Source organism: Rhizobium sp. R339, from assembly GCF_002211395.1.
Lineage (GTDB): Bacteria > Pseudomonadota > Alphaproteobacteria > Rhizobiales > Rhizobiaceae > Rhizobium.
In genome coordinates this window covers 344,558-370,812 of record NZ_LOKV01000026.1, presented here as the reverse complement: position 1 = coordinate 370,812, position 26,255 = coordinate 344,558, and the positions used below count along the sequence as shown (strand labels likewise).

Genomic DNA, 26,255 nt, shown 5'->3' with positions numbered 1-26,255 from the left:
AATGCACTGTGATAATGCTGTTCCGATTGCTACATTGCGCCCGACTGCTTCGGAGTGTGTGTTATTGGTAGAACGAGGCGCGGCGGCCGATAGTGAAGCATGAAGCTTCGGACAAGAATTGACTTGCTCGAGTACAGGAAGAAATGAATGGTATCTCTTCGTTTTGCCACACCGGCATTATTGTTATTACTGTCGGGCTGTGTTGTAGGCCCGGATCATGCTCCTCCTGAAATGCCGCTGCCCGCCAAATTCGGAGAAGGCGGGACGAAGAGTGTAGGTGATGTTGCTACCGCAGCCTGGTGGACCGCCTTCAACGATCCCAAACTGAATGGCTATGTCCAGGCCGGCCTCGACCAGAACCTGAGCGTCCAGCAGGCGATCGAACGCATCAATGCGGCCTCCGCCAACGTCACCACCGCCGGTGCCGGCGGCCTGCCGAACCTGACGGTCGGCGGCTCGCACACGGTCAGCGGCCAGAGGGGCGAGCTGCGCACGCAGTTCGACACCCGCAACACCAGTGCCGGCGACGTCCAGCTGAGCTGGCTGCTCGATCTCTTCGGTCTCTACAAGCGCAGCACCGAGAGCGCGCTTGCTTCGCTCGATTCCGCCTACGCATCTGCCGATGTCGCCAAGCTGACCCTGGTGCAGGATCTCGTCTCGAGCTACATCGACGTTCGCTACTATCAGCAGCGCCTGGCACTTTCGAGGGCCAACCTGAAGTCGCGTCAGGAAACCTACGAACTGACCAAGTTCCAGCTTGAGGCCGGCGCCGCCTCGCGTCTCGACGTCGTCCAGGCCGAAGGTCTGGTGCAGTCGACGCTTGCCGAAATCCCCGGCCTCGAAACCAACATCCGCATCTCTGCCCATCACATCGCCACGCTGCTCGGCCTGCCCGCCTCGGCTCTCGTCGACGAATTGCTGAAGGGCCGTGGCCAGCCGGTATTCCGCGGCGGCATCAACTCCGGCATCCCGGCAGACCTGATCCGCAACCGTCCGGACATTCGTGTCGCCGAACGGGACCTCGCCGCAGCAACGGCCAATATCGGTGTTGCCGAAGCGCAGCTTTACCCGAGCATCTCGCTCAGCGGTTCGATCTCGCCCTCCTACATCAACCAGCGCGGCATTCATGGCGACCTGACCCCGTGGTCCTTCGGCCCAACCCTCAACTTGCCGATCTTCGACGGCGGCCGTCTGCGCGCCAACGTCAAGTCGGCACAGTCCACTGCTGCCACCGCCTACCTCAACTGGAAGTCCACGGTTCTGACGGCTGTCGAGCAGGTCGAGAACGCCCTCGCCGCGGTCCGGCGCGACGCCCAGACGGTCGCCGCCCTTCAGGCTCAGGTGAAGACCACGCAGGAAACGCTCGAACTTTCCACCGCATCCTATAAGGACGGCGCCTCCTCGCTGCTCGACGTTCTCGACGCGCAGCGCCAGGTCTCGCTCGCCCAGGCAAGCCTTGCCCAGGCCGTCCAGCAGATGGCCAAGGACTATGTCTCGCTGAACATCGCAGTCGGCGGAGGCTATGCTCCCGGCGGCAAGACCACCGTACCGGTGAAGGTTGCTCCGGCAAAAGCCAAGAGCTGATCGGCATTGCCTTTCTGGAAAATACCGAGCCCCGCGATCGTCTCGCGGGGCTTTTTTATGCGGCTTCGCATGGGATAATTGCGCAGCAACGGAATTTGGATTCGACAAGCGGCGATCACTGATATAGGACTGATTAAACGATTAATCAGGCGACCTGACATGGCTTCATCGCGCCCGGGACCGAATCTCAGCAGGATAGCGACCTCGCTCGGCGTCTCGATTGCCACGGTCTCCAACGCGCTTTCCGGGAAAGGCCGGGTCTCCGACCAATTGGTCGAAAGAATTCGCGAGCATGCCGCCGAACTCGGTTATGTCCCCAGCCAGGCCGGCCGGGCGCTCAGGACCGGTCGCAGTGGCGTTCTCGGCCTGGTGCTGCCCGATATCGCCAATCCACTGTTCCCGAAGATCGCACAGGCGATCGAATTCGCAGCCTCCGCCGCGGGCTATGGCGTGCTGATCGCGGATTCCCGCGGCGATGCCGCCGCGCAGGCCGAGGCAATCAACCGTCTGGTCGAACGAGGCGTCGATGGTATGGTCGTCATTCCCCGCCGCGCCACCCGCATTACGTTTGCCGCCTGTCCTATCGCCGTCATCGACACGCCTTCGACGCCGGGCAACACCGTTTCCGCCGATCATTGGCATGGCGGGCGTGAAATCGCCCGCCATCTCGCCGATCTCGGTCATCAGCGCATCTTCATCATCGGCAACAACCCGGAATCCAGCGTCCAGAACGACCGCGCCGGCGGCATTCACGCCGGTTTGCGCCCGGGCATGCAGGCTGAAATCCTCTGGATCGACAAGCTGGAACGGGATGGCGGCAGCGGTTGTCCGCTCGGCTTGGCCGAAAGGGCGACGCAGGGTTTTACCGCTTTCGCGGCCCTCTCCGATCTGCAGGCGCTGCGCGCGCTGACGGAGCTACAGCAGGCCGGCATCAATGTTCCCGCCCATGTCAGCGTCACCGGCTTCGACGACCTCATCTGGTCGCCCGTCGTCACTCCGTCGCTGACGACGGTCAGGATGGACATGGACAGGATTGCCGGGATCGCCGTCTCGGCCCTGGCGGATACCATAAGCAAAAGCCGCGCCCGGGAAGGCGTGCTCGTTACCGCGGAGATCGAACGCGTCGCAATGCAGCTGATCGTCCGCCAATCATCCGGGCCTCGTGAACCCGGCACTAAAAACCTCAGAGATGGAGAACATGTAAGATGAAAAAAGCTCTCATTGCCTCGGTGGCGCTTGCAGCGCTGTCCCCGCTTGGCGCGGCTGCCGCCGAACGGACGCTGACCATATCCGTCTATGCTTTCGCGCAGGACGATTTCAAGACGCTGGTCTACGATCCCTTCGAGGCCCAATGCGGCTGCAAGCTGGTGGTGGAAACAGGCAACAGCGTCGAGCGCCTGGCCAAGATGGAAGCCAACAAGGCCAATCCCGCCGTCGATCTCGCCGCCGTTTCGATGGCGGATGCGCTGGCCGCCTCGCGCGCCGGCCTGATCGACAAGATCGATACCGCCAAGCTTTCCAATTTCACCAAGCTTTACGACGTCGCCAAGGATCCGAATGGCGACGGCATGAGCGTCGGCTATACATTCTACGCCACCTCGATCGCCTATCGTTCCGACAAGATGAAGATCGAATCCTGGGCCGATCTCCTGAAGCCGGAATATGTCGGCCATGTCGCCTTCCCCAATGTCACCACCAACCAGGGCCCGCCGGCGCTCTATATGCTGGGTCTGGCGCTCGGCAAGGATACGCCCGACCTGAAGGGCCCGATCGAGGCCTTGGGCGAGAAGAAGGACGACGTCGTCACCTTCTACGAAAAATCCTCCCAGCTCGTGCAGCTCATGCAGCAGGAGGAGATCTGGGCGGCTCCGATCGGCCGCTTCTCCTGGGCAGGCTTCACCAAGCTCGACGTGCCCGTTGCCTGGGCAACCCCGAAAGAGGGTCAGACCGGCGGCATGAACGTGCTGGTGCTGACCAAGGGTTCGAAGAACCAGGATCTTGCCATGCAGTTCATGGACTTCTGGCTTTCGACCGAAACCCAGACCAAGCTCGCCGAAAAGCTGATCGACAGCCCCGCCAACAGCGAGGTCAAGCTTTCCGAAGCCGCCGCCGGCAATCTCACCTATGGCGAGGAGACGGCCAAGAGCCTCAAGCTGATCCCGTCCGCCATCGCCCTCGACAATCGCGCCGGCTGGCTGAAGACCTGGAACGACAAGGTCGGTCAATAAGCCGCTTCTGAAACCGGTCCCGGCTTCTCGTCGGGGCCGCCCTCCTCTCCCGGAAAGGCGCCTCATGTTCCAGAACCGTGCAGAAGCCCTGGCGCTTGCGCTGCCGGCCGCCGTCTTCGCGACCCTGGTCTTCCTGCTGCCTGTCGCAATCCTGCTGTCGGAGGGCTTCCGCGCCGGCGGCGCCTGGACGCTGTCGGCCTATACCGGCTTCTTTTCCGAGACGCTGAACCGCACCGTTTTCCTGCGCTCCTTCCGGCTTGGCCTCGAAGTCACCGCCGTCTCGGCAGTCATCGGCTACGCCGCAGCCTTCGCCATCGTCAACCTCCCGCCGAAGGGCAAGGGGCGCATGATCGGCCTCGTCACCCTGCCGCTGATGATCTCGCCGGTGGCGCGCACCTATGCCTGGATCGTCATTCTCGGCCGCACCGGCATCGTCAACCAGGCGATCACCGGCCTCGGTTTCAGTGCCGAGCCGCTGCGCCTGCTCTTCACCGAAACCGCAGTCTTCATCGGCCTCTTGCAGCTCTTCCTGCCGCTGATGATCCTGTCGCTGATCAGCGCGCTTGAAAACATGCCGAGGGATGCGATTCCCGCTGCCCGCGTGCTCGGCGCCAACTGGTTTCAGGTCTTCTGGAAAGTCGTCCTGCCGCTGACCCGCGAAGGGCTCGTCATCGGCGGCACGCTCGTCTTCACCGGCTCGCTCACCGCCTACATCACCCCCGCCATTCTCGGCGGCTCCAAGGTGCTGATGCTCGAAACGCTGATGTACCAGCAGGTCTCCGTCGCCAATGATTTCGTCTCGGCGAGCGTCATCGCCTTCATCCTGATCGTCATGAGCTTTGCCGCCAATATCCTGCTGAAACGCCTGGCGACGGCGAGGAGCCGCCGATGACCGCCCGTCTGTTTTCGCCCATCGTGCTCTTCCTCTTGCTGGTCTTCCTGATTGGCCCGTTCCTGATCATCATCGCCGCTTCGCTCTCGGCAGGCGATACGCTGGCCTTCCCGCCGCAGGGCCTGTCGCTGCGCTGGGTGATGAAGGTCTTCACCATCGAAAGTTTCCGCGACAGTTTCGCCATGTCGATGTTCCTTGCCGTCTTCGGAACGCTCGCAGCCCTCGTCCTCGGCATCCCCGCCGCCTACGCCCTGTCGCGTTACCGGCTGCCTGGGGCCGAAACCGTGCGCACCGTCGTCTCGCTTCCGATCATCGTTCCCGGCATTATCGTCGGCCTGGCATTGCTGCGTTATCTCGTCGTGCCCTTCGGCTTCAACATCACGCTCGCGCTCTTCTTCGCCCACGCGGCCCTCGTACTGCCCTATGCCGTGCGCGTCGTCTCAGCGAGCCTCGACAATCTGCGGGCCGATATCGAGGAAGCGGCCGTCCTGCTCGGCTCCTCCAGGCTCGGCGCTTTCTTCCGCGTGGTAATGCCGAATATCCGCGGCGGCATTCTGGCAGCCTTCATCCTCGGCTTCGTCACCAGCTTCAACCAGGTGCCGGTCTCGCTCTTCCTTTCCGGCCCCGGCGTGCGGACGCTGCCGATCGACATGCTGGGCTATATGGAAACCACTTACGACCCCTCCATCGCGGCGCTCTCCGCCCTTCTCGCTTTCCTCTCGATCGGCATCGTCTTCCTCGCCGAACGCTTCCTGGGATTTTCGCGTTATGTCTGATGCCTATCTTCAACTCGACAAGCTGACGCTCAGCTACGGCGATACGGTCGCGGTGAGGGATCTCGATCTTGCGATCGGCAAAGGCGAGCTCGTCGCTCTCCTCGGACCGTCCGGCTGCGGCAAGACGACAATGATGCGCGCCATTGCCGGTCTGCTGACGCCCGCCTCCGGCCGTATCCGCCTCGACGGCGCCGATATCACCCGCGTTTCCGCCAACAAGCGTGCCGTCGGTCTCGTCTTCCAATCCTACGCTTTGTTCCCGCATCTGACGGTCTACGAGAACGTCGCCTTCGGCTTGCGCCTCAAGGGCATCTCGGGCGCGGATCTCGATGCCCGCGTCGGCGCCGGCCTGAAATCCGTCGGCCTCACCGCTTTCGCCGGCCGCAAGCCCGCCGAACTCTCCGGCGGCCAGCAGCAACGCGTCGCGCTCGCCCGCTCGATGGTGATGGAGCCGAAGGTGCTGCTGCTCGACGAGCCGCTCTCCAATCTCGATGCCCGTCTTCGCCTGGAAATGCGCGCCGAATTGCAGCGCGTGCAGAAGGAGACCGGCGTCACCATGATCTTCGTGACCCATGACCAGGTGGAGGCCTTGGCGCTTGCGGACCGCATCGTCGTGATGCTCAACGGCGGCATCGAACAGATCGGCACGCCGGAGGAGATCTACAACAATCCGGTCTCCGCCTTCGTCGCCGATTTCGTCGGCTTCGAGAACGTCTTTGCACTTAAAGACGGGAAGCTTGCGACGCCGAACGGCCCGGTCGCACTTTCCGCTCCGCCGCCGCAAGCCGCGGCGGGCCTTGCCTGGCGCCCGCGCACGGTGGTCCTCGGCTCAGGCTCCTTCCAGGGAACGGTGCGCGGCACTTCCTTTGCCGGCAACAGCCGCGAATATCTCCTCGATACGCCGCTTGGGGCCATCAAGGCCGAGATCGATGCGGCCCTGCCGCCGCACGAGATCGGCAGCACGCTCGCCTTCGACCTGCCGGTCGCCGGCGCCGCCAACCTCAAGCGCTTCGGGTGACATCATGGGTGTGTGGATCGACACGGATATGGGCTTCGACGATATCGCCGCCATTTTCGTGGTGGCGCAGTCGGAACATGCGATCGACGGCGTCTCCCTGGTTTTCGGCAATGCGCCGCTGCCGCAGGTGAGGCTGAACGCCGCCGGCGCCGCCAGCGCCTTCGGCTGGACATTTCCCATTCATACCGGCCGCGCCATGCCCGTTCTCGGCAAGGTCGAAACCGCCCAGGCGATCCTCGGCGAGACCGGCATTCCGACTATCGGCAAGAGCTTGCCGAACACGGCCACGCTTGCAGAAAGCGATGCCTTCACCGCGCTCTGCCGCTGGCTCGAAGGCGACGGGCCGCACCGCATCCTGGCGCTCGGTCCCCTGACCAATATTGCCGCCGTGGCGCTGGCCCGTCCCGATCTTGCCACCCGCATTACGGAACTCGTCTGGATGGGCGGCGGCGTCACGTCGGGCAATCACACCGCCTCCGCCGAGTTCAATGCGCTTGCCGATCCCGAGTCGCTTGCGATCGTCATCGCCCATGGCCTGCCGCTGCGCATGGTCGATCTCGACCTTTGCCGCAAGGTGCTGGCGCGGCCGGAAGATATCGAGCCGGTGCGCAATGCCGGCGGCGCCAACGCCGAACTGATCGCCGACATGTTCGCCGGTTATGTCAGCATCGGCACCAGCCGCGGCCGCCCCGGAATGGCGATCTACGACCCCTCCGCCGCCGTCGCCTTCATCGCTCCTGACGTCGTCGGCTTCCGCCCCGCGCGCATCGACGTCGAACTCCAGGGCGCCCTCACCCGTGGCCGCACTGTCGCCGAGACCCGCGCCACGCATGCGGCCTTCAACGCGCAGTTCGCCGCCGACATCGATGCCGATAGGGCGCGCGGCATCGTTCTCGCCGCCCTGGTCAACGAGGCCCGCAAATGAACACCAATCCTCGCCAGGAACCTTCCGATCTCAACGATCCATCCTTGCGCGCCCGCGCCGTTGCCGCCGCCCGCGGCGACGCCCCCTTCGACATGCTCATCACCGGCGGGCGGCTGCTCGATGTGGTGACGGGCCTGATCCGGGAGGCCGATATCGGCCTCGTCGGTGCGCTGATCGCCAGCGTTCATGCCCCGGCAAGCCGCACGGATGCCATCGAGATCATCGATGCGGCGGGCAGCATCGTGACGCCGGGTCTGATCGACACACACATGCATATCGAAAGCTCGATGGTGACGCCCGCCGAATATGCGAGCGCCGTGCTGCCGCGCGGTGTCACCACGGTCGTCTGGGATCCGCATGAATTCGGCAATGTCCATGGCCTCGACGGCGTGCGCTGGGCGATCGAGGCCGCGCGCGCCCTGCCGCTGCGCATGATCCTGCTCGCTCCCTCCTGCGTGCCGTCCGCACCGGGCCTGGAACGTGCCGGCGCCGATTTCGATGCCGCCGTCATCGCCGAGATGCTGCGCTCTTCGTCCGTCGGCGGCGTTGCCGAAGTCATGAACATGCGCGGCGTCATCGACGGCGATCCCCGCATGAGCGCCATCGTCAATGCCGGCCTTGCCTCCGGCAAGCTCGTCTGCGGCCATGCCCGCGGCCTTGAGGGCGCCGATCTCAATGCCTTCATGGCGGCCGGCGTCACCTCCGACCACGAACTCACCTCTGGCGCCGATCTCGCCGCCAAGCTCGCCGCCGGCCTGACTATCGAGCTGCGCGGTTCGCACGACCATCTGCTTCAGGAATTCGTCGAGGTGCTGAACGGTCTCGGCCACCTGCCGCCCACCGTCACGCTCTGCACCGACGACGTCTTCCCCGATGAACTCCACGAAAGCGGCGGCCTCGATGATGTCGCCCGCCGGCTGGTGCGCTACGGCATGAAGCCGGAATGGACGATCCGCGCCGCGACTTTCAACGCCGCACAGCGGCTGAAGCGTTCCGATCTCGGCCTTGTCGCCGCCGGCCGCCGCGCCGATCTCGTGCTCTTCGAAGACCTCACGGAATTCCGGGCGCGGCTGGTCATCTCAGGCGGCCGCATCGTCGCCCGCAACGGCGGCATGGAAGCGGCCGTTCAGCCGCTCGATACCGCGCCCCTCATCAATTCCGTGAAGCTGCCGACGCTGACCGAGAATGATTTCCGCGTCCCTGCGGAGGGTGAGCGCGTCCGCGTCGCTACCATCGACCGCCCGCGTTTCACCCGATGGGGCGAGGCCGAAACGGAAGTCCGGGGCGGCTTCGTCGTGCCGCCGGCCGGCAGCGCCATGATCGCCGTCGCCCACCGCCACGGCAAGGCCGATGGTACCCCACGCATCGGCTTCCTCACCGGCTGGGGCGAATGGCGCGGCGCCTTCTGCACCACCGTCTCGCACGACAGCCACAATCTCACCGTCTTCGGCGGCAATGCCCGCGACATGGCGCTCGCCGCCAACGCCGTCATATCAGCCGGCGGCGGCATGGCGGTCGCCAAAGACGGCCGGATCGAAGCGATCCTGCCGCTGCCGCTCTCCGGCCTGGTGACCGACGCCTCACTGCAAGACACCGCCTCAGCCTTCGCCGAGATCCGCAAGGCCATGGACGGCATCGTCGACTGGAAACCGCCCTACCGCGTCTTCAAGGCCTGCTTCGGCGCAACGCTCGCCTGCAATGCCGGCCCGCACCAGACGGACAGGGGGATTGCCGATGTGGTGACGGGAAAGGTGCTGGAAAGCCCGGTGCTGGAGGTTTTGTAGGGCTTGGTGAAATTGCGATGTTCGTGCAGGCGAGAAGAGCCGTGCTGCGAGGTCTCGAATCCCCTTCTCCCCAGCGGGGAGAAGGTGCCCGTAGGGCGGATGAGGGGGCCGCAAACGCCAGTTAACCCTTCAACTCCCGCTCCACCAACGCCACCCAATAGGCCGCCCCATATCCGAGCGCCTCATCATTGAAATCATAAGCCGTGTTGTGATGCAGCGCTCCGTCCACCGCCGGCCCATTGCCGAGCCAGACATAACAGCCCGGCGCATTCTGCGCGAAGAAGGCGAAGTCGTCGCCTGCCGTCGATGGCGGAAAACTCGTCCGCACCTTCTCCCCGAAGACCGTGCCGGCGGCTGCAAGCGCCCGGGCGGTCGCATCCGCGTCATTGACGACCGGCGGAATGCGCCGCTGGAAATGATGGTCGGCCGAAATGCCGTACATCGCGGCCGTTCCGCTCGCCAACCTGCCGATCTCGGCCTCCAGCTGGTCGCGCACCTCGGGCGAATAGGCTCGCGCCGTCCCGCCGATCTCGACCGTATCGGGTATGACGTTCAGCGCCTTCGCATCGCCGCCCTGCAAGAAGCAGGCGCTGACGACCGCCGGCTGCAGCGGATCGACCACCCGCCCGACGATCGTTTGCAAAGATGACAGGAAGGTGCCGGCTGCCGTGATCGGATCACGGCCGAGATGCGGCTTGGCGCCGTGGGTGCCGACCCCGCGAAAGGTGATGCGCCAGCTGTCGGAAGAGGCAAGCTGGGGACCCTCGACCACGGCGATCTCGTCGACCGCAAACCCCGGCATATTGTGCAGGCCATAAACCGCGTCGCAGGGAAAAAGCCGGAAGAGCCCCTCCTCCGCCATGCGCTTTGCCCCGCCGCGCCCCTCTTCCGCCGGCTGGAAGATGAAATGCACCGTACCGGAAAAATTCCGCGTCGCTGCCAGATGCCGCGCCGCGCCGAGCAGCATTGCCGTATGCCCGTCATGGCCGCAGGCATGCATCTTTCCCGGCACTGTCGATTTATAGGGCCGCTCCGCCATTTCAGGCATGGCGAGCGCATCCATATCGGCTCTGAGCCCGATCCTGCGCGTGCCATTGCCGATCTGCAGCGTGCCGACCACGCCGGTGTCGGCAAGCCCGCGATGCACCGTTATACCAACCTCCTCAAGAAGGCTCGCGACGATGCCGGCGGTGCGCTCCTCCTCGAAACCGAGTTCGGGATGGGCGTGCAGATCGCGGCGCAAGGCGGTGAGGAACGGCAGATCGTCCTTGATCCGGGCGGGAATGCTCATCGGGCAATGCTCCTGGGGCCTGGATATCCCTTCATGCGAAACGGGCGCCCAACCGGCGCCCGCGTCAGATCATTTCTTGTTCATCAAACAGGCTGCGACTTCAAGCCCTCAGGCCTCTTCGACGAACACCTCTTCGCGCTTCTTCCTGACGCTCGGCAGGAAGACGACGATGAGCACGGCCAGCGCGATCGCCAGAAGCGTGGCGCTGATCGGCCGCGTGACGAAGGTGGTCGGGTCGCCGCGCGACAGGATCATGGCGCGTCTCAGGTTCTCCTCCAGCAACGGCCCGAGCACGAAGCCGAGCAGCAGCGGCGCCGGCTCGCAGCGCAGCTTCGCCAGCACGTAGCCGATGAGGCCGAAGAAGGCGACGGCATAGAGGTCGTAGACGTTCGAATTGACGCTGTAGACCCCGATCGAGCAGAAGGCCATGATGATGGGGAAGAGTACGTAATAGGGAACTGTCAGCAGCTTCACCCAGAGCCCGATCAGCGGCAGGTTGAGGATGACGAGCATCAGATTTCCGATCCACATCGAGGCGATGATGCCCCAGAACAGCGCCGGCTGCTCGGTCGCGACATTCGGCCCCGGCACGATACCCTGGATGATCATCGCGCCGATCATCAGCGCCATGACGGGATTGGCCGGAATGCCGAGCGTCAGCAGCGGAATGAACGAGGTCTGGGCGCCGGCATTGTTGGCCGATTCCGGCCCCGCCACACCGGCAACCGCGCCCTTGCCGAATTCCTCCGGCGTCTTCGACAGACGTTTTTCCACCGTATAGGAGGCGAAGGAGGCAAGGATCGCGCCGCCACCCGGCAAGATGCCGAGCGCTGAACCGATCGCCGTGCCGCGAATGACCGGCGCGATCATCTCCTTGAATTCCTGGCGCGAAGGCAAGAGGCCGGACACCTTTGCCATCAGCACCGTGCGGGTCGATTCGCCCTCGAGATTGCGCAGGATTTCCGCCACCCCGAAGACGCCGACGGCGAGCGCCACGAAGTTCAGCCCGTCGGCATATTCGCGGATGCCGAGCGTGAAGCGCGGCGTGCCGGTATAAATATCGGTGCCGACGAGGCCGAGCAGCAGCCCGAGCGCCACCATCGCCAGCGCCTTGACGACCGAGCCATGGGCAAGCGCGATCGAGGAGACGAGGCCGACGATCATCAGCGAGAAATATTCCGCCGCACCGAATTGCAGCGCGATGTCGGTGAGCGGCGGCGCGAAGATCGCGACGAGGAAGGTCGAGACCGTGCCGGCGAAGAACGAGCCGAGCGCCGCGATCGCAAGTGCCGCCCCGGCCCTGCCCTTGCGCGCCATCTGGTAGCCATCGATTGCGGTAACGGCGGAAGAGGATTCGCCCGGCATGTTGATGAGGATCGCCGTCGTCGAGCCGCCGTACTGGGCGCCGTAATAAATGCCGGCGAGCATGATGAGCGAGGAGACCGGCTCGAGCTGGAAGGTAATCGGCAGAAGCATGGCGATCGTCGCCGTCGCGCCGATGCCGGGCAAAACGCCGATCAGCGTGCCGAGCAGGACGCCGATGAGGCAGAAGAAAAGATTGTGGAGTGTCGCCGCCGTGGCAAAGCCGAGCGCGAGATTGCTGAAGAGATCCACCGTAGCCTCCTAAAGCATGTCGCGCAAAAGTGTGCAGCGGTTTTGCGGTAACGACATGCGAGAAAATAAAGACCTAAAGCGCGGGAAGCGATCTGAAAGATCGCGACGTGCTTTAGAACCGGACCCAGGGGCCGAAGCGCTCGAACGGCAGCCCGAGCCCGTAGCTGAAGACGGCGACCGAAAAGAGCGTCAGCAGCAGCGACAGGATGAGCGCAAACACCACATTCATCTTGCGCGACGCAAAACAGGCGATGAAGGCGGTGAAGAACAGCGCCGGCGCAAATCCGAGCCCCCGCACCGTCAGCCCGAAGAACACGGGAGCCGGCAGGATGAAGAGCATGCCGCGCCAGGCGAAAGGATCGATCGGCTCACCCTCGACGCGCAGCGCCTGAATGAAGATGATCGCGCCGAGCAGCACCAGCACGACGGAAAGCAACAGCGGAAAATAACCAGGCCCCATGCGCAATGTCGTGCCGAGGTCGAGCCCCAGCGACTGGAAGGCGAAGAAAGCGCCGGTCGCGACGAAAAGCGCGCCGCAGATCGCATTGGTGGTATCGAAACTGATGGATTTCATGGTGTCTCCTGCAGTTGGAGATGGAGCGTTGTTACTGCCGCGATTGCCCTTCATCCGCCAGCGGGCAGAAGGGGATCCGCCGCGGCCTCTCGCCTTTGCCGCCGCTATTCGGGGCAAGTCCCCTCTCCCCGCATGCGGGGAGAGGGTTAGGGTGAGGGGCTATTCCTGGCACATCCCTCACTAGTCCGCATATTCCCCGGCAGCCTCGATTACCGGCTTCCAGCGGGCGATCTCGCTTTCGAGCTTGGCCTTGAGCGCAGCCGGCGTCGCATCCGCGTCAGAGGAAGGCGCCGTGCCGAGTTCGGCGAAGCGGGCGCCGACATTCGGATCCTTCAGCGCGACCTGCAGCGACTTCGACAGCCGTTCGTTGATCTCGGCCGGCGTACCCTTCGGCGTGTAGATGCCGTGCCAGATACCGACTTCGAAGCCCGGCAGGCCAGCTTCGACCGCTGTCGGAATGTTCTTCATCACGTCGAGGCGCTTGGGCGAAGTCACGGCATAGGCCTTGATCGTGCCGCCGGTGATCTGCTTCGTCGTGTTGGTGGTCTGGTCGCACATGATATCGACCTGGCCGCCGAGCAGATCCGTCATGGCGGGGCCGGTGCCCTTGTAGGGAACGGTGGTGAGCGGGGTCTGGATGGCGCTCATGAACATCATGCCGCAGAGATGCGAGGCGGCACCGATACCGGCATTGGCGACCGTCACCTTGTCCTTGTTGGCCTTGACGTATTCGATCAGGCCCTTGAGGTCGGTCGGCTCGAAATCCTTGCGGGCAACGATCGTCATCGGCACCTCGGTGACGAGGCCGACATAGTCGAAGGCGCCGAGCGTATCATAGGCGAGCTTGCGGTAAAGCGTGGCGCTGGTCGCCATGCCGATATGATGCAGCAGGATGGTGTAGCCGTCGGGATCGGCACTCGCCACGCGGCCGGCGCCGAGCGTGCCGCCGGCGCCGCCGACATTTTCAACGACGATCTGCTGACCGAGATCCTTCGACATCGATTCGGCGACAAGACGCGCGACGGTGTCGGTTGGACCGCCGGCCGCAAAGGGCACGACCATGGTGATGGTGCGTTCGGGATAGGTCTGCGCCGAAGCGACGCCGGCGAGAAGAGAGACCGCAGCAGCCGCAGTCAGGCCGAGCATGGCCTTCAGGATTTTCATCGTTTCCTCCCTGATGAAATAGCGAGCCCGCCGGCACATCCTCCGCGCCGGGGTTGACCTATTTGCCGCCGGGAAAACCCAACCCGCAATCATCGCCAGCGCGTTTGAGGGACGATTCTGCGACAGTGCGACGCAGCATGGGTCGATTCGGAAACAAACGACCAATGCGATGGGTGGAAATCCACCCATCGCAGCACCGCCGGCCGCGACAGCTAGCCTTCTGTGATCAACATCCGCTTGTCGAGGCCGTATTTCTGCATCTTTTCGTAGAGGGTCTTCCGGGAGATGCCGAGCGACTCATAGACCGGTTTGAGGCTGCCGCCATGCGCGACCAGCGCGCTGGCGATGATCCCGCGCTCGAATTCCGCGACGCGCTCCGCAAGCCCGGTCGCCTCCTCGGCCTGCCGCCCGCCATTGTCGAGGCCGAGCACCAGACGGTCGGCGGCATTCCTGAGTTCGCGCACATTGCCGGGCCAGTCGCGCTGCGTGATTTCGGAGATCACCTCCGGCGGCACGGCCACCTCGTCGCGGCCGTAGCGGGCGGCCGCTTCCCGCACCAGCTGCAGGAAAAGCAGTGGAATATCCGCCCGCCGCTGCGACAGCGACGGCACGTGCAGCGTCGCCACGTTCAGCCGGTAGAAAAGATCGGCCCGGAAGCGGCCCGCCGCCACCTCCGCCTCCAGGTTCACCTTGCTCGTCGCGATGAAGCGCACGTCGAGCGGTACGATTTCGTTCGACCCGAGGCGGGAGATCACCCGCTCCTGCAGCACCCGCAGAAACTTCGCCTGCAGGTCGAAGGGCATGGAGCCGATCTCGTCAAGCAGGATGGTGCCGCCGCGTCCATGTTCGAATTTTCCATAACGCGGCCTGACCGCGCCGGGAAAAGCGCCGGGCTCGTGGCCGAACAGCTCGCTCTCGATCAGGTTCGCCGGCAGCGCCGCACAGTTGATCGCGATGAATGGCCGGCTCGCCCGGGCGCTGATATCGTGAAGCGCGCGGGCGACGACCTCCTTGCCCGCCCCGGTCTCGCCGACGATCAGCGTATCGGCATCGCTCGCGCCGATCGCGCGGATGCGGTAGCGTAGATCCACCATCACCTGGGTACGCCCCGGCAGTCGCGCCTCGATGTCGTCGCGTTTGCCGGCGACCGCCTTCAGCAACCGGTTTTCAAGCACGAGGCCGCGCCGCTCCATCGCCCGGCGTATGACGCCTGCGAGCATTTCGGGCGTGAACGGCTTCTCGATGAAATCATAAGCGCCTTCGCGCATCGCCTTGACCGCAAGCTGCACGTCGCCGTGGCCGGTGACGAGGATGACAGGCACCTCCTGATCGATCTCGCGGATCTTCTGCATCAGCGTCATTCCGTCCATGCCGGGCATGCGGATATCGCTGACGACGACACCGGGAAAGCTGTAGCCGATCAGTTCCAGCACATGATCGCCGTTCGAAAAGGTCTCGACGCTGAAGCCGGAAAGCTCCAGCGCCTGCGCTGTCGAGCGGCGCAACTCCTCCTCGTCGTCAACCAGCAGGATCTTCGCATCGTTCATTCCGCCGCCTCCGGCATCAGCCCTGCCGCCGACTGCAGCTCGATGCGGAACACCGCCCCTCCTTCGGGATGATTGGCGGCAGTCAGGCTGCCGCCGAAATCCTTGACGATGTTGTAGGAGATCGAAAGTCCGAGACCGAGCCCCTTGCCGACGCCCTTGGTCGTGAAGAAGGGATCGAAGATGCGCTCGGCGATCGCCGCCGGCACGCCCGGGCCGTGGTCGCGCACCGTCAGCACCACCTTGCCGGCCTGCTCCAGCGCAGAAATCTCGATGCGCCTGTCGTCCAGCCCCTCCACCGCATCGGCGGCATTCGAAATCACATTCACCAGCACCTGCTGCAGGCGCACCGAGCCGGCGCGCACGACCGGCGGCCGCGGCCCGAGATCAAGCCGAAGCTCGGCATCGGCCGCCTTCAGCCGCCAGGCGATAATTTCGAGCGTGTCGCGCATTGCCTCGTCGAGAGGAACCGGGCCGAGCTTCTCGTTCGGCTTGCGGGCGAAATTGCGCAGGTGCCGGCTGATCGAAGCCATGCGGTCGATCAGCCCGCCGATCCGCCGGATATTGTCCCGCGCCTCCTCCGTCCGGCCGCGGTCGATCAGCACGGAGGCGCTGTCCGTATAGGTCTTGGCGGCGGCGAGCGGCTGGTTGAACTCGTGCGAAAGGGCAGCCGACATCTGCCCGAGCCCGGCAAGCTTGCCGGCCTGGATGAGATCGGCCTGCGTCTGGCGAAGCTGCTGCTCGGTCAGCCGCCGCTCGGCGATCTCCTCTTCGATGCGGCTGTTGACGCGGGCGAGATCGGCGGTGCGCTCCTCCACCCGCCGCTCCAGCTCGCCCTGCGCTTCGGCCTGCATCTGCATGCGCTCGGCGAGCCGCGCCCGCCGCTGGCGAACGACCGCAACGGCAAGCGCAGCGATGCAGAGGATGAGAAAGACGGCGACAAGGGCGGTGCGCGCCTGGGCGCGGATGGAACTCGTCTCCATCAGCACGTTCACCGTCCAGTCCTCGGCCGGCATGTAATGCGACAGCACCAGATATTCGCTCGCGCTCCGGTCGCTTGCGAGCGTCATAAGATCGTGCTGCTCGAAGCGATGACGCGTCACCGGCAGCGCCGTCAGCCTGGCATTGGCATAGCGCCGAGACGCTTCCGTGCGGGCGATGCGATCGGCCGTCAAGGGCAGAATCGCGCCGTAGAGCCATTCGGGGCTGCCGGACATGAAGATGATGCCCTCGGGATCGGAGACGAAGATCTTGTATTCCCCGCCGCTCCAGGAGGATTCGATCATGTCGATATCGACCTTGAAGACGATGACGCCGCGAACATCCGTGCCGACCCTGATCGGCGCCGAGAAATAATAGCCGCGTTTCAGCGATGTGGTGCCGAGGGCGTAAAACCGAGCCTGCCGGCCCTCGATCGCCTCCTGGAAATAGGGCCGGTAATTGAAATTCTGCCCGACGAAACTGGCCGGCCCGTCGTAATTGCTCGCCGCGATCGTCTCGCCGTCCGGCTTCACCACATAGATGTCGGAGGATTTCAGCAGGCCGTTGATCTCCTTGAGATAGAGATTGGCCGCATCGCGCAGCGCCATGTCGTCGGGCGCGCTGACCAGTTCCTTGATATCGTCGTGATCGGCGATCAGCGCCGGCAGCGCCTCATAGCGGTTGAGGTGGCCGCTCAGCGCCGAAACGGCAAGCCGCAGCGCCGTTCCCGCCTGCGCCGAAGCCTCTTCCATATAGGCGCGCGTCGCAATCGCGCTTCCATAGGTGAAGAAGGCGAAAATGACGATCGGCACCGTGAGCAGCGCCGCGATTGCACGAAATCTCGAAGACAGATCCGGCTCCTCCCTTTCTGCCTCCGCTCCCCAGCAAGGCATGCCCGACTGGGGCTCAGTCTAATGAGGCCGACGGGTATTTCCAAGGGCCTGGCGAAACTTGACAGCCGGCGGAGCCGATGTCCTATTGCGGCGCTGCAAGGAGATCCGCGCATGAGCGACGACCAGACGCCTGCCGACAGCAAGCTCACCAGTTCCAAGCGCCGCTGGGCGGCGGAGGGCAAGTTCCTCACCGGCCGCATCAGCCGTCCCGAAGCCGAGCGCCTGCCGCCCGGCCAGCACCTCGTCAAGAACTGGCCGGTGCTCGATCTCGGCCAGCAGCCGGTCATCTCCACAGACAGCTGGCGGCTTGAGGTATGCGGCCTCGTCGAAACCTCCCTCACCCTCACCTGGGCCGATTTCCAGGCGATCGAGCAGAGCACCAGGGTCAGCGACATCCACTGCGTCACCACATGGTCGCGCTACGACAATAACTGGAAAGGCGTTTCGACGCGCGATCTGCTCGACCGCGCCATGCCGAAACCGGAAGCGGCCTATGTCATGCTGACGAGTTATGACGGCTATACCACCAATCTGCCGCTTTCCGATTTCGCCGCCGAAGACGCCATTCTCGCCACATCATGGGAAGGCCTGCCGCTGACGGCGGATCATGGCGGGCCGATGCGCCTCGTCGTGCCGCATCTCTATTTCTGGAAAAGCGCCAAATGGCTGCGCCGCATCGAGATCCTGGCTGCCGACGAGGCCGGCTTCTGGGAAAAGAACGGCTACCACATGTATGGCGATCCGTGGCGCGAACAGCGCTATTCCGACGATTGAACCTTTGGCCGGAGGAAACGGCGAAGGGCAAAAAACCCCACACCGAACAAGGCGGCGAGCGCCGTCAGCGACGCCATGCTGGCGAAATGAAGCGGTACCTGGCTCCAGCGCGGCTTGATGATGTCGGCGGTGTTGAAAGTCTCGCCGCTGAACCGGCAAGTGATGAGCGCAAGCCCGCGGCCCACCATATCGGCATCGACGGCGGAGATGATTTCGCCTGCGGCATGCGCCTCCCGCGGCATGTCCCGCATCGCCATCAGCACGGCTTTCGTCGCCGCGAGATAGGCATGGGCGCATTCGTTGAAGGGGCTTTCCTCATCCGTCACGCTGCCCGGCATCCTGCCCCAGAGGCAATAGGAATATTGGATCTCGGCATAGTTCAGGATGCGGCGGAACGGCTCATTGGTATCGACCGCCTGCGATGCGAGGGCGATGATCCCACGGCGATAGTCGGAAATCACCGCCATCTCGCCATGGGAAATCTCCGGGATATCGAGGCCGGCATCGCTGCCCCCGGCGCTGCGGCCATGGGCAAGGCAATCTCCGGCAATGAAGAGCAGCAAGCCCGCGCCGAGCACCAGCCCTCGGGTCGAGCCCGAGAGCGGGAATGCAGCAAGCCTACCGATAGGACCGATCACCGAAATGCCGGCCGCAGCCCGCCTTTGGCGGCAAGGCGCTTTTCCGCCAGCACCCCGAAGGCAAGACCGAGCGTCGCCCAAAGGATCGCGTGCATGCCGAGCGATGTCGTGCGGAAACGCCACAGCACCATGGCCGAGAAATTCTCCGGCACCTCGTTGATCGGCGGCAGCAGATAGAGCACGAGGCCGATGAAAACGAGATAGGCGATGCCGGCGACGATCGCACCGTTCCAGAGGCCGAAACGCTCGGCAAGGCGGCGCGAAAGCGCGACCGCCGCGATCAGCGAGGCGAGCGAGACGACGATCATCAGGAAGAACAGCTCGGTCCTGACGCCGATCGTATCCGGATTGCCGACCGCCGGCGGGTTGGCCGGATATTTGATGCCGGGCACCAGGACGACCGCCACGAAGGCGGCGATGGCGATGACGGCCGAGGTACCACGCGCCGAAAGGCTGCTGAAGCGGCCGTGCACGAAGGCGAAAGCGAGCGAGAAAAGCCCGCCGACGGCGATGCTGTAGGCCATGACGCCGGTGAAAAGGCCAAGACCGGCCTGCGTGGCACGGCTGACGATTTCGGGCTCGGCAACTTCGCCGGCCGCCTGCGCGCTCGCCTCCTCGAAGGCAATCGCCGCATCGACCAGCGGCTCGCCGAAGACATGGGCGAAGGCGAAAACGAGAATGCCAGCAATCAGGCCCGCGAGCATGCCGCGAAGCAGAAGATTTCCAACCATGTCAGTATTCCCTTAGTGGCAGGGAAAGCCGAGGAGGTGACGGCCGTCATGCACGAATTCGTGCACGTACATGCCGTTGAACAGCGCCATTGCGCCTTCCTCGGTGCCGACGAAATAGATGGCGATAATCATCAGCAGGCCGCCGAAGATCGCCCAGGGCACGATTTCACCGACGGGAATCGGCGCCGGTGCTGCGACGGGCGCGAAAGTGGTGTCAGACATGTATTCCTCCGGAATGACGCGTTCAGTCGAAAGAGTGCTTGTGCGGCAGGGTCTGACTTCCAGCGTGAAGAGTTCGACACGCTGGTTACAGTGGCGCGACCGCGCCGGATTTTCACCGGCTTCCAAACCCGCAACGCCACGGTTATATCTGCTCGCCGGAGAGACTGTCAACGAAACTTCACGGAGCCGGCAAGGCTCGTCCCCACCGCATTCCGGGAGATGAGAACGATCGTGAATACGCGCCTTACCTGGATCTGCCACGGCGCGACGGCTGCAAGCCGCAAGGCGCTGTTCCCGCTCGACGAACCGCTGGAAGACAAGGCAGCCGAGGAAGCCGGCAGGATGGCAGCCCTGCCCTGCGCCGACCGTATCGTCACGAGCCCCGCTTTGCGCGCCCGGCAGACCGCCCAAGCCCTTCGTCTTCAAGCCGAAACAACTCAGGCGCTGCGCGATTGCGACCACGGCCGCTGGGCAGGCAGGCCGATCACGGCGATCGGAGCCGAGGAGCCTGACGATCTGATGGCCTGGATGAGCGATCCGGAAGCCGCTCCCCACGGCGGTGAGAGCTTTTTCGATCTGCAGAGGCGTGTTGCCGGCTGGATGGATGAGCAATCCCTGCTCGCCGGCCATGTGATCGCCATCAGCCACGCTGCCGTCATCAGGGCGGCGGTCGCACACGTGCTTCAGTCGCCGCTTTCCTCCTTCTGGCTGATCGACGTCGAGCCGCTCGCCGTCATTCGCATGACCAGCAATGGACAGCGCTGGTCGCTGCGCCTTTAGAGCCCTGCCAAAAGCAGCGCATTAGCGATCCCTGATACGATCCAGCCTTACGCAAGCAAATCGCGTCATCTCTATTGAACCGGGTTTGACCGGGACTACTTCCTTGTCCCAAGGAGATGGAAGACATGGCATATGACTGGAGTGGCGAACGTACGCGGCGCCTGCGCTTGATGCGTGTCGCGACGTTCACGATAATTATGGTCGGTCTGGTCGTCAGCGTTCCGCTGCTGATCGTCACCGCCTGATAAAGCGAGACAGGGCGAGCGATGCGACAGCACGCTCGCCCTCGTTCTTTGCAGCAACGCTGCTCAAGCGTTCAATCCCAAGACATCGCCCGCCTGGCCACGCCGCTGAACAACTGCAGCAACGCCGTCCTGACAGCGCTGCCGACCTCAAAAGGCTGCTGCCTCCAATAATTCGCCTTCTGGTTTCAACGAACATTTCAGACTTTCGTGATAGTTCGACGCAGGGTGGAGATGGAGAAGGCGATAATGCCGGCGTTTTTCCAAAGCAGGGCCGGAAGGCAATGCGTGTCGGTCGTGGTGCTCGGAGTGACGCTCTGGATCCTCGGCGCGCTGTTGCAGCTTGGTGACGGCCTTGTCTCCTTCATGACCGGTTTCAGCAAGTACGGCGCCGACAAGCTCGTTCTGGCCCTCGGCATCGCCGGCGCCATGAGCTTCATCTATTCGGTGCTGCGCATCGCCGACCTGCGCAAGGAAATGGACCTGCGCGCCACCGCCCAGGCGAAGGCCGACTGGACCGCAACGCACGACCATCTGACCAAGCTGCCGAACCGCTACGCCTTCGAGCGCAAGATCCTTTCGCGGCCGATCCTGGACGAAGAAGCCGAGATCGACGAGTGGGCGCGCAACGTCACCATCTTCTCCGTCGATCTCGACGGCTTCAAAAAGGTCAATGATCTCGTCGGCCACAAGGGCGGCGACGTGCTTCTGATCGAGGTCGCCAAGCGCATCTGCGCGCTCGGCAATGCCGATTGCGTCTATCGCTTCGGCGGCGACGAATTCATCGTCATCGCCTTCGGCCTGACGGCGCAGCGCGAGGAGCGTTTTGCCCGGCTGCTGATCCAGGCGGTCACCCGGCCGATCCATATCGACGGCTTCGGCGTCGAAGTCGGCGCCAGCGTCGGCTACGATCGCTGGGCCGAGGGAAGCGAGCCGCTGGAAGATGCCGCTCACCGCGCCGACCTCGCCATGTACGAGGCGAAATCGCGGGGACCCAACCACTATCTCGTTTTCGAAGCCTCGATGCAGGACAAGGTTGCCGAACGTGCCGCTCTGGAAACGAGGCTGCGCGCCGCAATCTCCAAGAAGGCGATCAAGCCCTTCTATCAGCCGCTGATCGATCTCAAGACAGGCCAGCTCTGCGGTTTCGAGGCGCTCGCCCGCTGGATCGGCGAGGATGGCGTCAACATTCCGCCGCCCGTTTTCATCGACATTGCCGAGGAAACCGGCATGATCACCGCTCTCTTCGAGGACCTTCTCGCCCAGGCCTGCAGCGATGCGCTCGCATGGCCCGAGCATGTGATGCTGTCCTTCAACGTCTCGCCGGTGCAGATGGAAGACCGACTGCTGACCTCGCGCATCCTCAAGGTCCTCTCGGCAAGCCGGCTGCCGCCGCAGCGCCTCGAAATAGAGATCACCGAAAACGCGCTGATTCAGGATCCGGCCGTCGCCGCCATCGTCCTCGAGGAGCTGCACGCGGCCGGCATTCAGATCGCGCTCGACGATTTCGGCACGGGCTATTCGAGCCTTGCCCAGCTCGCCCGCTACCGCTTCGACAAGATCAAGATCGACAAAAGCTTCACCGCCACCTGCCGCGAAGATGAGCGGCAGGAAAAGATCGTCCGCGCCATGCTCGGCCTTGGCAGGAGCCTCAACATCAAGACGACAGCGGAAGGGGTCGAAGATCACGGCCAGCTCGCCTTCCTGCTGCAGCTCGGCTGCGATATCGGCCAGGGCTATCTGTTCGGCAAGGCGATGCACGCCGCCGAGGCGAGTGCCTTCATCAGCGATCGCAGCGCCAATCTGGCCTCCACGGCCTGACGCCTTGTCTTTAAAAGACCTGCAGCGCCCGGCGCAAAAATGCGCGGCGGACGAATAAATGTCTTTCCGTATGAAGTCCCGGCACTAAGTTCGCTCATCAGTATGCTCGCGCGGAGCCCGTGATACATGTCCTCGGCCGACCTCCTGCTGACCTTCAACGCCGGCTCCTCCACGGTCAAGATCGGCATCTTCGCGATGGAGAGCGCGGAAGCGCAACGCCTTGGCAAGGGGATCATCGATCTCCGCGCCGAGCCGCTGTCCTTCAGTCTGACCAAAGGCGAGAAGACATTCGACACCCCGCTGAAAGCACAGGCGACGGAAGATCTGCACGCTGTCATCGACGAGACCTTCGCCCTTCTCGCCGATCATTTCGACATTGCCGCCGTGCGCGCTGCCGGGCACCGCGTCGTCCATGGCGGCGACCGCTTCACCGGGCCGGCCGCCCTCGACGAGGCCACCATCGACGCCGTCGAAGCCCTGACCCCGCTCGCACCCCTGCACCAGCCGCAGGCGCTGCGCTTCATCCGCGCGCTCCGGCATTTAAAGCCGCATCTTGCGCAGACGGCCTCCTTCGACACGGCCTTCCATGCGACGCAGGACGATCTCGTTCGCCGCTTCGCCATCCCCCGTGCATTGCATCACGAGGGCATCAAGCGCTACGGCTTCCACGGCCTTTCCTATAAATTCATCGCCGGCGAACTTGCCCGCAAGGCGCCGCATGCGGCAAAGGCGGTGGTTGCCCATCTCGGCAGCGGCGCCAGCCTCTGCGCACTCAATCAAGGCATCAGCCGCGATTGCAGCATGGGCTTTTCGACGCTCGACGGCATCCCGATGGCGACGCGCCCGGGCTGGCTCGATCCCGGCGTGATCCTGCATCTGGCCGGCGAGAAGAAGCAATCCCTCCGCGAGATCGAAAATCTTCTCTATCACCGCTCCGGCCTGCTCGGCGTTTCCGGCATCAGCGCCGATACCCGCGACCTTTTGAAGGACGGACGCCCGGAGGCCGGGAGGCGATCGACCTCTTCATCCTGCGCATTGCCGGCGAAATCGGCCGCATGGCGGCGACGCTCGGCGGCCTTGATGCCATCGTCTTCACGGCCGGCGTCGGCGAGCATCAGCCGGAGATCCGCGCCGGCGCGGCGAACCGGCTTACATGGCTCGGCCTGGCACTCGACGAAAATGCCAATGCCGCCAACGGTTTTGCCATCAGCACGAAAGGAAGCCGCATCGCCGTTCATGTCATCACCACCAATGAGGAGCAGGTCATCGCCGACGAGGCGCTCTCCATTCTCCGGGGCGACTGATCCAGATCAACGGCAACTCGGCGCCGGCCGTTAGAATTGATGTTGAACAGGTTTCGAACGGGAGAAATCCATGGAAAAGCATGTCTCGACCGCTGCTCCGACAGACGCCGAACTCACCCTGATCGACCGCTACTGGCGGGCCGCCAACTATCTCTCGGTCGGCCAGATCTACCGCTTGCCAATCCGCTGCTACGCGAGCCGCTGAAACCGGAGCACATCAAGCCGCGCCTGCTCGGCCACTGGGGCACGACGCCCGGCCTCAACTTCATCTATGCGCACCTCAACCGCCTCATCCGCACCCGCGATCTCGATGTCATCTATATGTGCGGCCCCGGCCACGGCGGCCCGGGCATGGTCGCCAACACCTATCTCGAAGGCAGCTACAGCGAAATCTATCCCGATATTTCCGAGGATGCCGAAGGCATGCGCAAACTCTTCCGGCAATTCTCCTTCCCCGGCGGCATCCCAAGCCATGCGGCGCCGGAAACGCCCGGATCGATCCACGAGGGCGGCGAGCTTGGCTATGCCCTCGTCCATGCCTATGGAGCGGCCTTCGACAATCCCGACCTGATCGTCACCTGCGTCGTCGGCGACGGCGAGGCCGAAACCGGACCGCTGGCCGCCAGCTGGCATTCCAACAAGTTCCTCAATCCCGCCCGCGACGGCGCGGTTCTGCCGATCCTGCATTTGAACGGCTACAAGATCGCCAACCCGACCATTCTCGCTCGCACCGGTGACGACAACCTCCGGCGCCTCTTCGAGGGCTACGGCTATGAACCCTTCTTCGTCGAGGGCCATGAGCCGCAAGACATGCATCGGCAGATGGCCGCGACCCTTGACCGGATCTTTGACCGCATCGGCGAAATCCAGAGGCAGGCCCGCAACGGCGAGGCTGCGGACGGCTGCCCGCGCTGGCCGATGATCGTACTGCGCAGCCCCAAGGGCTGGACCGGCCCGAAGGAGGTGGACGGCAAGAAGGTGGAAGGCTTCTGGCGCGCCCATCAGGTGCCGGTTTCCAACTGCCGCGGGGACGATGGCCACCGCAAGATCCTCGAGGACTGGATGCGCAGCTACAATCCGGAAGATCTCTTCGGTTCCGACGGCCGATTAAAGCCTGAGCTGCGCGCCCTCGCCCCTCTCGGCAAGCGCCGTATGGGCGCCAATCCGCATGCCAATGGCGGCTTGCTGCGCAAGGAATTGGTCGTTCCCGATATCAGGGACTATGCGGTCGACACCGGCAGGCGCGGCAGCGTCATGGCGCAATCGACGCAGATCCTCGGCCATTACCTGCGCGACACGATGAAGCTCAATGACGAGGCGGCGAACTTCCGCATCTTCGGCCCCGACGAGACGGAATCAAACCGTCTCGGCAGCGTCTTCGACGTCACCGACCGCGTCTGGATGGAAGATATCGAACCCTACGATATCAATCTCTCCCGCGACGGGCGCGTCATGGAGGTGCTCTCCGAACATCTCTGCCAGGGCTGGCTGGAGGGCTACCTGCTAACCGGCCGGCACGGCCTGTTTTCCTGCTACGAAGCCTTCATCCACATCATCGATTCCATGTTCAACCAGCACGCCAAATGGCTGAAGGTGACGCGCGAGCTCGAATGGCGAAAGCCGATTTCCTCGCTGAACTATCTGCTGACCTCGCATGTCTGGCGCCAGGACCATAACGGCTTCAGCCATCAGGACCCCGGCTTCGTCGATCTCGTCGCCAACAAGAAGGCCGATATCGTCCGCATCTACCTGCCCCCGGGATGCCAATACTCTGCTCTGGGTCGGCGATCATTGCCTGCGCACCTATGACCGCGTCAACGTCATCGTCGCCGGCAAGCAGCCGGAGCCGCAATGGCTGTCGATGGACGAGGCGGTAAAACACTGCGAAGCCGGCATCGGCATCTGGCACTGGGCGAGCAACGAGGAGGACGCGATCTCGCCAGATCTCGTCATGGCCTGCGCCGGCGACGTGCCGACCATGGAGACGCTCGCCGCCGTCGATCTCTTACGCAAGGCTATTCCGGAGCTGAAAATCCGCACCGTCAACGTCGTCGACCTACTGGCGCTGCAATCCAGCGACCAGCATCCGCACGGCCTTTCCGACGAAGCCTTCGACGCGATCTTCACCTCGGACAAACCTGTCATCTTCGCCTATCACGGCTATCCCTATCTCATCCACCGCCTGACCTATAAGCGCACCAACCACGAAAACATCCATGTCCGCGGCTTCATCGAGGAGGGAACGACGACCACCCCCTTCGACATGACCGTCCTCAACCAGCTCGACCGCTTCCATCTCGCCATCGAAGCCATCGAGCACGTCCCGGGCCTGAAGGAAAAGGCAGGTGAAACCCTCGCAGTCCTCCGCGGCAAGCTTGCCGAGCATCACGACTATGTCAGGGAATACGGCGAGGACATGCCGGAGGTGAGCGACTGGAGGTGGCCGGCGGCGTGAGAGATTCCGCGAACTGCGAA

The 26,255-nt window shown here is 63.9% G+C and carries 19 protein-coding genes, 3 pseudogenes and 1 riboswitch; of the genes and pseudogenes, 13 read left to right on the top strand and 9 right to left on the bottom strand.

Annotation, left to right across the window (positions count from 1 at the left end; translation table 11 throughout):
• The first annotated feature begins 147 nt into the window (after positions 1–147).
• From ATY76_RS28705 to ATY76_RS28670, 8 genes and pseudogenes are all read left to right on the top strand, one after another.
• Positions 148–1,584 (top strand): efflux transporter outer membrane subunit, encoded by a 1,437-nt coding sequence (locus tag ATY76_RS28705; protein ID WP_088678029.1) that lies wholly within the window; start codon positions 148–150, stop codon positions 1,582–1,584.
• Between the two features lie 159 nt (positions 1,585–1,743).
• Positions 1,744–2,788: pseudogene (locus ATY76_RS28700) on the top strand (LacI family DNA-binding transcriptional regulator).
• Position 2,789: 1 nt separating this feature from the next.
• The gene (locus tag ATY76_RS28695) at positions 2,790–3,812 is read left to right on the top strand and encodes an ABC transporter substrate-binding protein (protein ID WP_088678028.1); all 1,023 of its coding nucleotides are present in this window, start codon (positions 2,790–2,792) and stop codon (positions 3,810–3,812) included.
• Between the two features lie 64 nt (positions 3,813–3,876).
• On the top strand, positions 3,877–4,704 hold the full coding sequence (locus ATY76_RS28690; RefSeq protein WP_088678027.1) for an ABC transporter permease: 828 nt from the start codon (positions 3,877–3,879) through the stop codon (positions 4,702–4,704).
• The gene (locus tag ATY76_RS28685) at positions 4,701–5,480 is read left to right on the top strand and encodes an ABC transporter permease (protein ID WP_088678026.1); all 780 of its coding nucleotides are present in this window, start codon (positions 4,701–4,703) and stop codon (positions 5,478–5,480) included. The genes ATY76_RS28690 and ATY76_RS28685 overlap by 4 nt, the downstream gene beginning before the upstream one ends.
• On the top strand, positions 5,473–6,498 hold the full coding sequence (locus ATY76_RS28680; RefSeq protein WP_088678025.1) for an ABC transporter ATP-binding protein: 1,026 nt from the start codon (positions 5,473–5,475) through the stop codon (positions 6,496–6,498). Before ATY76_RS28685 ends, ATY76_RS28680 begins: the two co-directional genes overlap by 8 nt.
• Before the next feature lie 4 nt (positions 6,499–6,502).
• A complete protein-coding gene (locus ATY76_RS28675) occupies positions 6,503–7,423 on the top strand; it encodes a nucleoside hydrolase (RefSeq protein ID WP_088678024.1) in 921 nt (306 codons plus the stop codon).
• Entirely contained in the window at positions 7,420–9,207 is a 1,788-nt protein-coding gene (locus ATY76_RS28670) for an adenine deaminase (RefSeq protein WP_088678023.1), read from the top strand. The genes ATY76_RS28675 and ATY76_RS28670 overlap by 4 nt, the downstream gene beginning before the upstream one ends.
• Before the next feature lie 121 nt (positions 9,208–9,328).
• Here ATY76_RS28670 and ATY76_RS28665 read toward each other — a convergent pair whose 3' ends face one another.
• The 6 genes from ATY76_RS28665 to ATY76_RS28640 form a co-directional block, all read right to left on the bottom strand.
• Positions 9,329–10,498 carry a M20 aminoacylase family protein gene (locus ATY76_RS28665; protein ID WP_088678022.1) on the bottom strand — a complete coding sequence of 390 codons (1,170 nt, stop codon included), beginning with the start codon at positions 10,496–10,498 and terminating at the stop codon, positions 9,329–9,331.
• 108 nt (positions 10,499–10,606) lie between these two features.
• Positions 10,607–12,112, bottom strand: coding sequence for a tripartite tricarboxylate transporter permease (locus tag ATY76_RS28660; protein WP_088678021.1), 1,506 nt, complete (start codon positions 12,110–12,112; stop codon positions 10,607–10,609).
• 112 nt (positions 12,113–12,224) lie between these two features.
• Positions 12,225–12,686, bottom strand: coding sequence for a tripartite tricarboxylate transporter TctB family protein (locus ATY76_RS28655; protein ID WP_088678020.1), 462 nt, complete (start codon positions 12,684–12,686; stop codon positions 12,225–12,227).
• Between the two features lie 180 nt (positions 12,687–12,866).
• Positions 12,867–13,850, bottom strand: coding sequence for a tripartite tricarboxylate transporter substrate-binding protein (locus ATY76_RS28650; protein WP_088678019.1), 984 nt, complete (start codon positions 13,848–13,850; stop codon positions 12,867–12,869).
• 212 nt (positions 13,851–14,062) lie between these two features.
• A complete protein-coding gene (locus ATY76_RS28645) occupies positions 14,063–15,397 on the bottom strand; it encodes a sigma-54 dependent transcriptional regulator (RefSeq protein WP_088678018.1) in 1,335 nt (444 codons plus the stop codon).
• Positions 15,394–17,268 (bottom strand): sensor histidine kinase, encoded by a 1,875-nt coding sequence (locus ATY76_RS28640; protein ID WP_280950950.1) that lies wholly within the window; start codon positions 17,266–17,268, stop codon positions 15,394–15,396. Before ATY76_RS28640 ends, ATY76_RS28645 begins: the two co-directional genes overlap by 4 nt.
• Before the next feature lie 111 nt (positions 17,269–17,379).
• Here ATY76_RS28640 and ATY76_RS28635 point away from each other — a divergent pair, with 111 nt between their 5' ends.
• Positions 17,380–18,042 carry a sulfite oxidase-like oxidoreductase gene (locus tag ATY76_RS28635; protein WP_088678017.1) on the top strand — a complete coding sequence of 221 codons (663 nt, stop codon included), beginning with the start codon at positions 17,380–17,382 and terminating at the stop codon, positions 18,040–18,042.
• On the opposite strand, the gene ATY76_RS28630 is transcribed toward ATY76_RS28635, so the two are convergent.
• The 3 genes from ATY76_RS28630 to ATY76_RS28620 all read right to left on the bottom strand — a co-directional run bounded on the left by ATY76_RS28630 (position 18,027) and on the right by ATY76_RS28620 (position 19,633).
• Positions 18,027–18,605 carry a hypothetical protein gene (locus tag ATY76_RS28630; RefSeq protein ID WP_245310107.1) on the bottom strand — a complete coding sequence of 193 codons (579 nt, stop codon included), beginning with the start codon at positions 18,603–18,605 and terminating at the stop codon, positions 18,027–18,029. The genes ATY76_RS28635 and ATY76_RS28630 overlap by 16 nt on opposite strands.
• Positions 18,606–18,676: 71 nt before the next feature.
• Positions 18,677–19,411 (bottom strand): CbtA family protein, encoded by a 735-nt coding sequence (locus ATY76_RS28625; protein ID WP_088678016.1) that lies wholly within the window; start codon positions 19,409–19,411, stop codon positions 18,677–18,679.
• Between the two features lie 12 nt (positions 19,412–19,423).
• On the bottom strand, positions 19,424–19,633 hold the full coding sequence (locus ATY76_RS28620) for a CbtB domain-containing protein (protein WP_088678015.1): 210 nt from the start codon (positions 19,631–19,633) through the stop codon (positions 19,424–19,426).
• Positions 19,634–19,683: 50 nt separating this feature from the next.
• Positions 19,684–19,757, bottom strand: a riboswitch (cobalamin riboswitch).
• Positions 19,758–19,864: 107 nt separating this feature from the next.
• Here ATY76_RS28620 and ATY76_RS28615 point away from each other — a divergent pair.
• From ATY76_RS28615 to ATY76_RS28600, 4 genes and pseudogenes are all read left to right on the top strand, one after another.
• Positions 19,865–20,413 carry a histidine phosphatase family protein gene (locus ATY76_RS28615; protein WP_088678058.1) on the top strand — a complete coding sequence of 183 codons (549 nt, stop codon included), beginning with the start codon at positions 19,865–19,867 and terminating at the stop codon, positions 20,411–20,413.
• A gap of 491 nt (positions 20,414–20,904) precedes the next feature.
• On the top strand, positions 20,905–22,476 hold the full coding sequence (locus ATY76_RS28610; RefSeq protein WP_088678014.1) for a bifunctional diguanylate cyclase/phosphodiesterase: 1,572 nt from the start codon (positions 20,905–20,907) through the stop codon (positions 22,474–22,476).
• A 126-nt stretch (positions 22,477–22,602) separates the two neighbouring features.
• A pseudogene (locus ATY76_RS28605) lies at positions 22,603–23,780 on the top strand (acetate/propionate family kinase).
• A gap of 70 nt (positions 23,781–23,850) precedes the next feature.
• Positions 23,851–26,235 (top strand): annotated as a pseudogene (locus ATY76_RS28600) (phosphoketolase family protein).
• The last annotated feature ends 20 nt before the right edge of the window (positions 26,236–26,255 follow it).

What these genes read in the sequence shown, in the direction of transcription:
- ATY76_RS28705 (WP_088678029.1), top strand. Translation starts at nt 148, where the DNA reads ATGGTATCTCTTCGTTTTGCCACACCGGCATTATTGTTATTACTGTCG.
- ATY76_RS28695 (WP_088678028.1), top strand. Translation starts at nt 2,790, where the DNA reads ATGAAAAAAGCTCTCATTGCCTCGGTGGCGCTTGCAGCGCTGTCCCCG.
- ATY76_RS28690 (WP_088678027.1), top strand. Translation starts at nt 3,877, where the DNA reads ATGTTCCAGAACCGTGCAGAAGCCCTGGCGCTTGCGCTGCCGGCCGCC.
- ATY76_RS28685 (WP_088678026.1), top strand. Translation starts at nt 4,701, where the DNA reads ATGACCGCCCGTCTGTTTTCGCCCATCGTGCTCTTCCTCTTGCTGGTC.
- ATY76_RS28680 (WP_088678025.1), top strand. Translation starts at nt 5,473, where the DNA reads ATGTCTGATGCCTATCTTCAACTCGACAAGCTGACGCTCAGCTACGGC.
- ATY76_RS28675 (WP_088678024.1), top strand. Translation starts at nt 6,503, where the DNA reads ATGGGTGTGTGGATCGACACGGATATGGGCTTCGACGATATCGCCGCC.
- ATY76_RS28670 (WP_088678023.1), top strand. Translation starts at nt 7,420, where the DNA reads ATGAACACCAATCCTCGCCAGGAACCTTCCGATCTCAACGATCCATCC.
- ATY76_RS28665 (WP_088678022.1), bottom strand. Translation starts at nt 10,498, where the DNA reads ATGAGCATTCCCGCCCGGATCAAGGACGATCTGCCGTTCCTCACCGCC.
- ATY76_RS28655 (WP_088678020.1), bottom strand. Translation starts at nt 12,686, where the DNA reads ATGAAATCCATCAGTTTCGATACCACCAATGCGATCTGCGGCGCGCTT.
- ATY76_RS28650 (WP_088678019.1), bottom strand. Translation starts at nt 13,850, where the DNA reads ATGAAAATCCTGAAGGCCATGCTCGGCCTGACTGCGGCTGCTGCGGTC.
- ATY76_RS28645 (WP_088678018.1), bottom strand. Translation starts at nt 15,397, where the DNA reads ATGAACGATGCGAAGATCCTGCTGGTTGACGACGAGGAGGAGTTGCGC.
- ATY76_RS28640 (WP_280950950.1), bottom strand. Translation starts at nt 17,268, where the DNA reads ATGCCTTGCTGGGGAGCGGAGGCAGAAAGGGAGGAGCCGGATCTGTCT.
- ATY76_RS28635 (WP_088678017.1), top strand. Translation starts at nt 17,380, where the DNA reads ATGAGCGACGACCAGACGCCTGCCGACAGCAAGCTCACCAGTTCCAAG.
- ATY76_RS28625 (WP_088678016.1), bottom strand. Translation starts at nt 19,411, where the DNA reads ATGGTTGGAAATCTTCTGCTTCGCGGCATGCTCGCGGGCCTGATTGCT.
- ATY76_RS28620 (WP_088678015.1), bottom strand. Translation starts at nt 19,633, where the DNA reads ATGTCTGACACCACTTTCGCGCCCGTCGCAGCACCGGCGCCGATTCCC.
- ATY76_RS28610 (WP_088678014.1), top strand. Translation starts at nt 20,905, where the DNA reads ATGCCGGCGTTTTTCCAAAGCAGGGCCGGAAGGCAATGCGTGTCGGTC.